Genomic DNA, 11603 nt, shown 5'->3' with positions numbered 1-11603 from the left:
ACCGGCGCCGAAGTACGGTTTGCGCAGGAGGGCACACACCGTTGGTGAAGGCTAGCGGGCGGCTAGAAGGTGTAGCGCGCGCCCACGTAGAACTGACGGCCGCCGACCCGGTAGTTCTCGAAACGCTGGGTCGTGGAGTCGATGTACGAGATGTCCTTCTCGTTGCTCAGGTTCAGCGCGTCGACGCTGACCGACAGCTGGTCGGTGACCTTGTACGAGGCCGAGGCGTCGAAGAACGTGGTCGACAGGTTGCCCTGGACATCTTGGTTGTAGCGGCCCGGGACGGCGGTCAGGTACTTGTCGCGATAGTTCACCGACACGCGCGCCTGCACCTTGCCGCGCTCGTAGTAGAGCGTGGCGTTGGCGGCGTTCTTCGACAGGTTCAGCAGCGGCGCGTTGATCTTGGCCGCGCCCGCCGCCGTGGTGGCGAAATAGTCGATGCTGCTATCGACATAGGTGTAGTTGGCCAGCACGCCGAAGCCGCGGAACATGTCGGGCAGGAAGTCCAGCGGCTGCTGGTAGTTCAGCTCGAAGCCCTTCAGCGGACCGCCGGGGGTGTTGATGACGTTGGTGATGCTGAAGTCGTCATTGGCATTGACGCCCGTGCCGTCCAGCAGCGAGACCGGCAGGCCCGTCGACGAATAGGGCGCCACGGTGGTGATGGTCTGAACGTAGGTGCTGATCTTCTTGTAGAAGAAGCCCGCCGACACGATCGTCCCCGACTTCGGATACCACTCGATCGAGAAGTCGGCCGACTTGGCGCGGTAGGGGTCGAGGTTGGCGTTGCCGGTCGAGACCGAGCGCGAACCGCCGGCCACCGAGACGCTGGTCGCCGCCGCCAGGTTGCCCAGGGCCGGACGCGCCATGACCTTGGCCGCCGAGAAGCGGACCTGCAGCTTGTCGGTCGGCTCCAGCACCAGGTTCAGCGACGGCAGGGTGTCGGTGTAGGTCCGCTTGACCGTGGTCATCACGAAGCCGGCGGCGTTCACCGAGGTCGGGACGTTGGTGTAGAAGTTCGAGGTCTGGTTGGTCTCGACATAACGGACACCGACGTCGCCGCGCACCCGCCAGCTTCCGACCTCCTGGTCGAAATTGGCCATGACGTAGCCGGTCTTGTCCTCTTCTTTCACCGAGCGGTTCTCGCCGCGCACGCTGGCGACGGTCTGCGAAAGGGCCGTGCGGCCGGTGTTGGAGTAGATGTTGTAGGCGGCCTGGAAGGCGTCGATGTTCGGCGTCGTCCAGCAGGTCGGGGTCGGCGTCGGCACGTTCATCTTCGCCAGGCCGCAGAACTGCTCGGTCAGGCTTTGGATGGTGTAGCCGGCCGGGATGGCCGGGAAGTTCGCCTCGCCCAGGGCGTAGCGATAGGACTGGGCGCTGAAGTCGTACTGCTTCCAGTTGGCGCCGGCGCGGACCGTCAGGCCGTCGTTGAGGGCGTACTTACCGTTGACCTGGACGGTCTTGTACTTGTTGTCGGTGTAGTTCGGGCGCAGGCGGATTTCGGGACCGGTCGGGCCGGTGCCGCCGGGCTGGGTCACGGTCGGGCCGAAATACCACAGCGACGGGTTGGTGACGTCGAAGCCGTAGTTGATCGCCGGCAGGTACTGGCCCTTGGGCCGGATGTCGATCGAGTAGCCATCGACGTTGAAGCGGTCGATCTGGGTCGAGATGTCGTTGAAGTTGTCGAAGTCCGAGTACGAATAACCGGCGACGCCGTCGATACTGAACTTGTCGTTGAACTTGTGCTCGGCGGTCAGGGTCCACTGGCCGAAGTCGGTCGAGAACTCGTCACGGTTATGCTCCGAGCGCATGTCGACATTGTCGAACAGGCCGTAGAGCATGGTGTTCTTGCTATCCAGGATCATGTCCCGGACCAGCATCTCGGGCTTGCCGCCTTGCGAGGCGCCGCGGGAAAAGCCGATGGCCTCCAGGGGCCAGTCATCGCGGCTGACCTTGTAGCGCGAGAACAAGCCGTCCAGCGTGACCTTGGTGTCGTCGGTCGGCTGCCATTGCAGCGAGCCAGTCAGGCCCAGGCGCTCGGTCTTACCCAGGCCCTGCACGTAGCGCATGAAGCGCGGGTAGTAGGTCGTGGGCGAGCTGGCCAGGGTGTAGATCGAGTTGGCCTTGGCGAAGTCGGCCGCCGGCACGTCGCAGATGCCGCCCGTACCCGTGGTCGGCTTGCACCAGCCGCCGTCGCCATTGCCCTGGTTCCACAGGCCCGAGCTGGACTGCTGGAAGTCGACGGCGGTCTTGGAATAGGCCACCGAGAACAGCGCGCCCAGCTTGTCGTCGGCGAAGGTGTTGGACACCAGCAGCGCCATGCGCGGGCGGGTCTTGCCGGTCTGGTCGTTGTAGCCGGCCTGGGCCGAGGCGGCCAGCTTGAAGCCCTTGTAGTCGAACGGATGGCCGGTCACGAGGTCGACCGTCGCGCCCAGCGAACCTTCTTCCACGTCGGCCGACGGCGTCTTGCGCACGTCGATGCGGTTGAAGAGCTCCGAGGCGAAGACGTTGAAGTCGAAGCCGCGGCCACGGTTGGCGCCGCTGTAGCCGTCGGTCGAGGCCTGGGCCTCCATGCCGTTGATGCGCACGCGGGTGAAGTCGGGACCCAGGCCCCGGACGGACAGCGCCCGGCCTTCGCCTTGGTCGCGGCTGATGGCGACGCCGGGGATCCGCTGGATGGATTCGGCCAGGTTGTTGTCGGGGAACTTGGCGATGTCCTCGGCCAGGATCGAGTCGACCACGCCGGTGTTGGTGCGCTTCAGCTCCAGGGCCTTGGCCAGGCTGTTGCGGAAGCCGGTCACCACGACCTCGGTCACGGCGGTGTCGTCGGCCTGGGTCGCGGCTGCGTCTTGCAGGGCCGCGGCGGCCATGGCGGTCGGCGCGGCCGCGCTGCTCGCCGTGGCGATGGCGTCCTCGGCGTGGGCGACGCCGCCCAAGGCCAGCACCAGGGCCAGGCCCGAAACGCCGCCCGCCAATTGTTTTTGGAACCTGTCGATCATTTCCCGTTTCCCCTTCGCCGCGCGCTCTCGGCGCGGTCGTTTGCGTTTCCTCGTGACGCTTCTGTCGAGCGCCTCGTCGTCTTGAAGTCCGACGCCCGGAAACACGCCCCGGGCGGAAAGCGGCGACGTCGGCCGGAAAGGAAGCCGACGCCGCCTTAGACACGGCCCCAACCCCGAGAGGAGGTCTGGGATGGCACCGTATTCGCTGTTCGCTGAACAAAAGCGTTATCAAAGGACATCAATCGAAATCAATCGAAAACGTATTGATGGCGAAAGATATGTCTGAGGAATGGGTTTTGGACGCCTCATGGCCTCATGCGAGGCCGTCGCCCGGCGCGTTCTGACAAGGGATTTCAAGGCGAAAGGCTATTTCCCAGATGATGGGAACAGTGACTTTCGTTTTCCTTTCTTTTCGATTGAACCGCGCGAAATCCGCGTTGACCCCCACCTTGGCCATCGGTACCTGTTGCGCCAGCCAAGGCGCATGAGCGCCAGAAAGAGGACCCAGATCCCGGAGCGCCGGGACCACGAAGGTCCGAACGGGGAAAGGATCCGCGCATGACGGGATTTGCTTCGCTAGCCGCCGGGCTGCGCACGGGCGTCAGCCTGGCCATCATCGCGGCCCTGACGGCCTCGCCGGCCATGGCGGCTCAGGCTCCGGCCGCCCCTGCCCCGTCACAATCGCCCCTGAAGGCCGCGCACGAAAAGCCGCGCCTGTTCGTGCTGACCGACATCGGCGGCGATCCCGACGACCAGGAGTCGATGGTCCGCCTGATGACCTATGCCAACCAGGTCGACATCGAGGGCCTGGTCGCCACCACGGTGAAGGGTGAGGTCAATCCGCAGCTGATCACCCACATCGTCGACACCTACGGCCAGGTCCGCGACAATCTCGAGCAGCACGAGAAGGGCTTCCCCACGGCGGACGCGCTGAAGGCGACGATCTCCCAGGCCCTGGTTCCGGACGGCAAGACCGCGATCGGCGCGGGCAAGGACTCGCCGGGCTCCGATCTCCTGATCAAGGCCGTCGATCGCGATGATCCGCGTCCGGTCTGGGTCACCGTCTGGGGCGGCCCCACCGTGCTGGGCCAGGCCCTGTGGAAGGTGCGCAACACGCGCTCCAAGGCCGCCCTGGCCAAGTTCGTCTCGAAGCTGCGCGTCTATGCGATCTCGGACCAGGACGACAGCGGCCCCTGGATCCGCCGCGAGTTTCCGGGCCTGCACTACATCGTCAGCCCCGGCGTCAGCTTCCACATGTCGACCTGGATCGGCATCGGCGGCGACAACTTCCACGGCCGCTTCGGCGGGGCCAACGAATACCTCGTCAGCAACGAGTGGCTGAACGCCAACATCCGCGCCAAGGGCCCGCTGGGCGCGGCCTATCCCAGCTGGAAGTTCCAGATGGAGGGCGACACCCCGTCCTTCCTGAACCTGATCGACAACGGCCTGTCGGATCCCGACCACCCCGAATGGGGCGGCTGGGGCGGTCGCTATGAGCTCTACACCCCGCGCAAGGAGCGCTGGTTCCTGGAGCCCGAAACCCGGCCGATCTGGACCAACGCCATGGACGAGGTCTATGGCCGCGACGGCGAATGGCACACCACCGCCCAGGCCACCGTGTGGCGCTGGCGCGAGGCGTTCCAGAACGACTTCGCCGCCCGCATGGACTGGACGACCAAACCCTACAAGGAAGCCAACCACCCGCCGGTCCCCAAGCTGGAGACCCCGGACTACATCGTCGCCAAGCCCGGCGACCGCGTCGACCTCAGCGCCGTCGGCTCGTCCGATCCGGACGGCGACGCCCTGTCCTACGAGTGGTTCTGCTACGAGGAGGCCGGCACGCGCGGCATGACCAGCTCGGCCTCGGGCGTGAAGCTGGACATCAACAATGCCGACCAGCCCAAGGCCTGGCTGACCGTGAAGACCAACCGCGTCGTGCCGCCGGGCACGGGAACGATGCACATCATCCTGGCCGTCACCGACCATGGCTCCCCGCGCCTGACCCGCTACAAGCGGGTGATCATCGACGTGAAATAGGCAGGCTGGTCCGCGCGAAGGCCGTCTTCGCGACGGCCTCCGTGCCGATCACCACGCCTTGCGCGAAGTCCAGGCGCGCGGGCTTATCGGCCGTTTCGAAGGTCAGAGTGTTGGTCCCGCTGCCTTCGACGTACTTGCCCGCCTGGCCATTGGCCGAGACCAGCCCCGGCGCGCCCTTGACCGTCACCAGGCGGTCGAAGGTCAGCTTCGCCTGGCCGCCCTCGACAGCGACGGCGATGACACGCGGGCCGTCGGTGCGCTCGGGATTCCAGGTTCCGGCGAAGGTCCAGGCCGCGTCGATCTTCGCCGCCTGGGCCTTGCTCAAGCTATCGGCCATCCAGGCGTAGTCGCCGCCCGCGCGGTGGCTGTTGCTGAAGTAGCGGCGCTCACCCCATTTGGTCTCGGCGGCCGCGACGCGGTTGCGCTCGATGTCGGCCAGGCTGGGGGTCCCGCCGTCCAGCGGATAGATCACCTGATAGGTCGGCTTGTCGCGCATCCGTTCGGAGAAGGCGCAGTCGAGGAAGTAGAACTGCGCGTCGCGGTGATGGCGGCCCAGATAGAAGTTCGGCGGGCCGTCGAACGTGCAGCCCTTCATGACGAACTTCTTGTCGGCATTGCCGCTGCCATCGTGCCAGACGGCGGCCTCGGCGCGGGGATAGATCTGGACAATCTCGGAGTCGGCCATGAAGCACCAGCCGCGCGGACAGACGAAGTCCACCGCCCCGGTGATCCGCAAGCCCGTGTGATAGTAGCGCCCGCCGTCGGGGCTGAGCGGCGTCGCGCCCGGCGCTTCCGACAGGCCGTCCTCGGCCTTGGACTTGCCGGTCCGCCACAGGGCCAGGGTGTCGGCGCCCAGGCTCAAGAGGTCGGCGTCCTGGATGATCGTGCGGTCGGCGCGGCCTAGCACCGCGAAGGCGTGCGGCCCCGCGACGGTGACGATGTTGTGCACCGTCATGTGCTCGAGGACGAAGTCGTGGGCGGTGGCGGCGATATTGACCACGCCCTGGCCGATCTCGTCCTTGGTCTCGTTGGCGGGACGATTGGCCTGCAGGCGCACACCCAGCCGGCTCTCGCCGCGCAGGGTCACGTACGGCGCGTCGACCCGCACGGCCTCGTCGTAGAAGCCGTTGCGGACCAGGATCACCTTGCGTTCGCGGTTGTCGGTCGGGATCGACTTCAGCGCCGCCGCGATCGTGCTGAACTGCCCCGAGCCGTCCTTGGCCACCACGATGTCGGCGACGAGGGCGTAGGTGGCCGGGGCCGGCGTCGCGGCCCGCGCCGCCATGGGCAGCGCCGAGATGCCCGCCAGCGCCACGCGGCGCGTCATCGAGAAAGTCATGCTTTCTGGGTCCGCAGATAGGTGATCAGGCGCGCCATGTTGTTGATATAGGCGCCGGTGGAAATACCCATCGGGCCGCTGGGCAGGGTGAAGGGCGAGGTGTCCCAGGCGTCGCCGACCTGGCCGACATCGACGAAGCCGGCCGGCGGCTTGTCCGGACCGGGCCCCTGATAGGGATGGCTGGTCGTGCGCAGCTCGACGGGCCAGTAACCCTCGGCGTTCAGGCCGCCGACCAGCTCGGCCACCGCCGCCGCGCGCTTGCCGTCGGCGACCGTGACGTTGAGGTCCGAACCGCCGACATGGCTGATCAGATAGGGCGGCAACAGCGACGGTCCGCGGCCCATCAGGGTCGAGTTCTTCGTGGCCTCCTCCGGCGACATCGCCGCGACGCGCTCGTAGCGGGCGCGCAGGGACGCGACGTTGATGTGCTTCTCCGCCCGCGTGTCTTCGGTGTTGAAGTCGGCCCAGAACTTGCCGTTCTGGCTGTTCGAACCGCTGCGGTGGCCGCCCAGCAGCTTGCCGGTCGAAGGATCGTAGTTGCGGTAGAAGTTGCGGCCATCGGGCCCGCGCTTGTCGGCCGGGATCTCGACGGCGGCCAGCCAGTCCAGCGCCTCGGGCACACGGGCCAGGTACCGCCGCTCGCCGGTCTGCTGGTAGTAGTTCAGCAGCTGGACCACCGCCGCGGCGGTGCCGTGTGGGGTGATCGAGACGGGCTCGTAGGTACGGCCGGTCGCCGGCTTCAGATCGAGCGAATACTGCATGGCCCAGCCCGGCGCGGGCTGAGGCTGCTGCAGGGCGATGATCAGCTCCATGCCGCGCTTGACGGGTTCGCGGACCCGCTCGTCCTTCAGCTGCTGCAGGACGAGCAACAGGAAGTCGATGTTCTCCTCGGCGACCTCGTCGTTCATCGTGATGAAGCCGGTGTAGTCGGGCCGCCCTTGCTTGGTGAACTCGCCCATGCGCGGCCAGCGCTGGGGCCAGCCGCCGCTGGGGTACTGGCTCTTCAGGACGAAATCGACAGCCTTGTCGACGGCGGCGCGGTACTTGGGATCGCCCTTCTCCAGGTGCAGGCGCAGCAGGAAGCGGCCGCACTCGACCGTCACGTGGTCGTCGAAGGTGGCGTTGCCGTAGTAGTGCTGGAATTCCTCCAGCCGCCAGCCGTTGGTCCCGATCGTCTCGTACCACCGCTTCAGCGAGGCCTCGCCGGCGAAGTCGATGATGTAGTTCCAGCCGCCCGACGGATGCTGGCCGGCGATCAGGGCGGCGGCCGACTGCTCGGCGGCCTTGTAGTAGGCCTCGTCGCCGGTGGCGTGATAGGCGTCGAGGAAGATCTGGCCCATCTCGGGCGTGCCCGGCGCCTGGGTCCAGACCATGGACGGATAAGCCTCCATCTCGCCCCAGCGACGCGAGAGGTCCGGCAGGTAGGACCAGACATAGCCGCCATGCACCGCGACCTTGTCGGTCATGAAGCGCGTGGCCCGGGCCATGGTCGCCTTGACCTCGGCGGGGGTCGGCCCCGTCGCCGCTTCGGCGGCCGATCCAAGGAAAGGCAGGGCCGCCACGGAGCCCAGCAAGGTGCGTCGCGAGAACATTCCACACTCCACTCGAGAAGGGGCCGTCCAAAAAAGCTCGACGCCGGCGATGGGGATCGCCGGCGTCGCTCTGGAACCCGGACCGTTGGAGGCGGTCCGGGCTAGAGGAAGTCAGCCTAGAACTTGTAGCGGACGCCCAGACGATAGTTCGGGCCGCTGGCGCCGTACGACTGGATCACCGGATCGGTGTAGCTGTAGCGGGTCGCCTTTTCGTCGGTGATGTTCAGCGCCTCGAAGGTGATGCTGACCTTCTTGAGCGGCGACCAGCGCACCGACATGTCGACATTGGTGGTCGCGGCCGACGAGCCGAACTCGTTGATCAGCGGGCTGTCGCACGCCGCGCCGTTCGACTGCAGACCGGGGTCGCAGTTGCCGGCGGTCAGCGGGTAGGTGGTCTTGTAGGCGTCGCGCTTGGCCACCGAGACGCGGGCGTTGAACTTCTCGGTCTCGTAATAGAGCGTGAAGTTCAGGCCCTTGGGCGAGGCGCCCAGCCACGGGCCCTTGCCGTAGGTCGGGGCCTTGGTGACCGTGCCGGCGCCGGCCACCACGGTGCCCGGGTCCAGGATGTAGGTCAGCTGGGTGTCCAGCTTGGTCATGTTGAACTGGACGCCCAGGTTCTTGAAGTACCAGGGCAGGAAGGTCAGGTCCTGCTGGAAGTTGAACTCCCAGCCTTGCAGGTAGCCACCGGGCGCGTCGCGAACCTGGCGAGCCAGGACCGGGTTGTTGGCGTCGATATAGGCGCGACGCAGGACGTCGGCGCCGGTCTCGCCCGGGAACTGCAGCTTCAGGGCCGCGATCGCGTCGGCGTCCAGGAACTGGGTCAGCGGCGCTTCGTAGAAGACGGTCTGCGGGAAGCTGGAGATATCCTTGCGGAAGTAGCCCAGGCTGATCAGGCCGCCCTTGTTGAAGTACCACTCGGCGGCGATGTCGTAGGCCTCGCCGCGGAACGGCGAGAGCTTGGTGTTGCCGACCGTGATGGTGCCGCCGATGCTGGAGCCATCGCCCGGGATGCTGATGCCGGTGATGGCCGGCGACAGGTTGCCCAGCAGCGGACGGGCCATGACCTTGGCCGCCGCGGCGCGGATGTAGAGGTTGTCATAGGCCTCCCAGGTGATGTTCCCGGACGGCAGGGTGTCGGTGTAGTGGTTCTCGCCGGTGATGCGACGACCAGCGGTCGTCTCGCCATAGGCCAGGACGTCGGTCTCGGCCTGACGCACGCCGACGTTACCGAACAGGCGACGGCCGCCCCAGACTTCGTAGTCGAAGTTGAACTGCGCGTAGTACGACAGGTTCTTCTCGGTCACGCCGAAGGTGGCGGTGCGGTTGCGCTTCCGCGTGATCGTGAAGTCGCCGAACTTGTTGATGCAGTTGCAGTCGAAGCCGAAGACGTTGCTGAACGCCTCCATGTTCGGAACGATGAAGCTGGTCGTCGAACCGGCCGGCACGTCCAGGCCGTTACCGAACTCGATCACCTGGCTCAGCGACGCCACCGAGACCTTGGCTTCCTTTTCGGTCGGGTTCAGCAGGTCGTTGTTGCGCTCGTACTGGTCGGTCGAGAACTTGAACTCACGCTTGGTGATACCGGTCTTGATGGTCCAGTGATCGTCGAGCTCGTAGGTGACGTCGATCTTGCCGCCCGTGTAGTCGTTGATCGTCGTGCGCCGATAGTGGCGCATGCCCGAGAAGCCCTTGATGATGCCCCAGTTCTTCGGGTCGGCGGCGTTGAAGCCGGCGTCGAACTTGGGCATGCCCGTCGCGCCGCGCTCGTCGAAGACGAACGGGCCCTGGACGTCCATGGCGTTGAACTCGACCAGGGTGCCGACGTTGACGTTTTCCGAACGCGAGGTCCCGAGCGAAGCCGTGGCCTTCAGCTTGTCGCTGAACTCGTGGTCGACCGTGGCCGACACCTGGCGGAAGTCGGTGGTGTAGGCGCCGCGGTCGGCGGCCGAACGCCAGTCGACATTACCCAGCTTCAGATACTCGGCGTTCTGGCCCACGACGTCGGCGTCCAGCACCTTGACCGCCGGGCGGCCGATCAGCTGGCCGCGGAACGGCAGGGACGAGGCCGGACCGGCGTAACCGGGCGAGGCTGGGTTGGTGTAGTACTCGTAGGCGTCCAGGTTGTTGGGGTTGTAGCTGAAGGTATAGCCCGGCAGCGGGTTATTGCCGTTCAGCGCCTGGCCGCAATCGGTGCCGGGCGCGAGCTCGGTCTCGGCGGCGGCGGTGCAGGTGCCGGGATAGAGCGCGCGACGCTGGGCGTCGGTGAACGGCGTGCCGGCGCGCGCCGTGGCCGTCGGGACGTTGGCGCCGTACTGATAGCTGGCGTTGGTGTTGTTGCGGTTCAGGCCGACCGGACCCAGCTGGTAGTTGGTGCTGGTGCTCTCGAACTTCGAGTACAGGCCGTCCACCGTCAGGCGCGTGCGCTCGGCCAGCTGCAGCTGGAACGACCCCGTCAGGCCCAGACGCTCGGTCTCGACATTGCGCTGCTGGATCGACGGCAGGGCCGGGAAGCGGACCAGCGAGTTGTTGCAGCCCGGGCTGGTGGGGGTGAGGCCCGCCACCGGAGCCGAGGTCACCGCCGCGCAGCCCGGATAGAGCTTGGCGTAGGCGACCGGGTCCGAACCGGTCATCGCCGCATAGGCGTCCGGATTGGCCATCGGGTTGTAGTAGTTGGCCGGGTTGGCCTTGTAGGCGTCCAGGGCCGAGCCCGTCAGTGTGGTCGGGATCAGGGCGCTGAACACCGTGCCGGTCGGCGCGGCGAAGCCGGCGCGGCCGGGCAGTTCGTCACCGGTCCAGGTACTGCCGCGATAGACATAGTCCGACGAGCCGGTGCCGCGGGCGTAGTTGTCGTCCTCGGAATTGCGCTTGGCCCAGGCGGCCGAGACCAGCACGCCCAGCTTGCCGTCGAAGAAGCGGTCGGAGAACAGGCCGGTGATGCGCGGCGCGTGCTTCTTGCCGTTCTGGTAGTAGGAGTCCTCGGCCGAGAAGGCCGCGGCGCTGTTCTTGTAGTCGAACGGGCGGCCGGTGATCAGGTCGACGGTCGCGCCCAGCGAGCCTTCGTCGGCCTCGGCCGACGACGACTTGCGCACGCGCACCGAGCTGAACAGCTCCGAGGCGAAGGCGTTGAAGTCGAAGGCGCGCGAGCGGTTGGGGCTGGAGCCGGCGTCATTGGCCGCGCCGGTCGACAGCGCTTCCATGTTGTTGATCCGCACGCGGCTGAAGTCGCCCGACAGGCCGCGCACGCTGATGGTGCGGCCTTCGCCGTTGTCGCGGTCGATCGAGATGCCCGGCAGGCGCTGCAGCGACTCGGCCAGGTTGGAATCGGGGAAGTCGGCGATGTCCTCGGCGTTGATGGCGTCCATCATCACGTCCGAGTTCTTCTTCAGGTTCAGCGCGCTTTGCAGAGCGGCGCGGTAGCCCGTGACGACGACCTCGGTGACGGTGTCGGACGTGGTGGCCGGCGCGGCGGCCGTATCCTGGGCGGCCGCGAAGCTCGGCGCGGCGGCGACGAAGGCGGCCGTGGAGATGCTGGCGAGCAGCAGGGCTCGCTTCTTGTGGTGGTCTCGATGGATGGTCATTTAGGTTTCCTCCCCAATCTGACTTTCGACTCCGGGCGGCGGATGTTTCTCTGTCCGTCCC

General features: G+C 66.6%; 5 protein-coding genes. 1 reads left to right on the top strand and 4 read right to left on the bottom strand.

Features of this window, described 5'->3' with window-relative positions:
* Positions 1-62: 62 nt before the first annotated feature.
* Positions 63-2996: a TonB-dependent receptor gene (locus AC07NF_RS09530; RefSeq protein ID WP_494632008.1), complete on the bottom strand. Its 2934-nt coding sequence runs from the start codon at positions 2994-2996 to the stop codon at positions 63-65.
* A gap of 558 nt (positions 2997-3554) precedes the next feature.
* On the opposite strand from AC07NF_RS09530, the gene AC07NF_RS09525 reads away from it, so the two are divergent.
* Positions 3555-5033, top strand: a complete 1479-nt coding sequence (locus AC07NF_RS09525; protein WP_494632009.1) for a nucleoside hydrolase-like domain-containing protein — start codon at positions 3555-3557, stop codon at positions 5031-5033.
* On the opposite strand, the gene AC07NF_RS09520 is transcribed toward AC07NF_RS09525, so the two are convergent.
* The 3 genes from AC07NF_RS09520 to AC07NF_RS09510 all read right to left on the bottom strand — a co-directional run bounded on the left by AC07NF_RS09520 (position 5017) and on the right by AC07NF_RS09510 (position 11542).
* A complete protein-coding gene (locus tag AC07NF_RS09520; protein WP_494632010.1) occupies positions 5017-6372 on the bottom strand; it encodes a pectinesterase family protein in 1356 nt (451 codons plus the stop codon). The two genes, AC07NF_RS09525 and AC07NF_RS09520, sit on opposite strands and share 17 nt — an antisense overlap.
* Complete coding sequence (locus AC07NF_RS09515) at positions 6369-7964, bottom strand: pectate lyase (protein WP_494632011.1); 1596 nt, start codon at positions 7962-7964, stop codon at positions 6369-6371. Before AC07NF_RS09515 ends, AC07NF_RS09520 begins: the two co-directional genes overlap by 4 nt.
* A gap of 116 nt (positions 7965-8080) precedes the next feature.
* Complete coding sequence (locus AC07NF_RS09510) at positions 8081-11542, bottom strand: TonB-dependent receptor domain-containing protein (protein ID WP_494632012.1); 3462 nt, start codon at positions 11540-11542, stop codon at positions 8081-8083.
* Between the last annotated feature and the right edge of the window lie 61 nt (positions 11543-11603).

It is taken from the genome of Caulobacter sp. GW821-FHT10A06, assembly GCF_059415805.1.
Note: the sequence above shows the minus strand (reverse complement) of the source record. Positions and strands in the feature narration are given on the sequence as shown.